General features: G+C 70.3%; 1 protein-coding gene. It reads right to left on the bottom strand.

Going from position 1 to position 444, the window contains the following annotated elements; all coding sequences use genetic code 11:
• The coding region (locus D3D02_RS19920) for an amino acid permease (RefSeq protein ID WP_121571400.1) at positions 1–444 on the bottom strand (444 nt) is incomplete at both ends.

Raw genomic sequence — 444 nt, 5'->3', positions numbered from 1 at the left:
TGTCCCTGGCGGCCCATCAGCGAGCCGATCCCGCTGGCGGCGAGGATCGAAGCGTTCGACGCGCTGACCATGCTGAAGATGGCGCCGGCGACGATGAGCGACCGCCCGATGGGGCCGAGGAAGCCGGCTGCGACCTCGCCCATCGCGGTCTCGCCCTCGCGGGCGATGACCTCCGCGGGGACCGGCGAGTTGACCATCGCGACGATCACCAGCGCGTACAGGACGGTGACGGTGATGATCGACGCGGCGATGGCGCGCGGGACGGTCCGCTTCGGCTCGATGATCTCGCCGGCGCTGGCGGCGATGGCGGAGAAACCGAAGAATGTGATGAACGCCAGCGCGGCGATCGACACGATCCCCACCACGTCCGTCGTGAAGCCCGTCGCGAAGGTGCCGACCGCCGTCGACGGGCCGCGGAACGAGAAGGCGCCGCCGATGAACGCC

The sequence above is a fragment of the Halobellus sp. Atlit-38R genome, assembly GCF_003665925.1.
Classification (GTDB): Archaea; Halobacteriota; Halobacteria; order Halobacteriales; family Haloferacaceae; genus Haloquadratum; species Haloquadratum inordinatus.
Note: the sequence above shows the minus strand (reverse complement) of the source record. Positions and strands in the feature narration are given on the sequence as shown.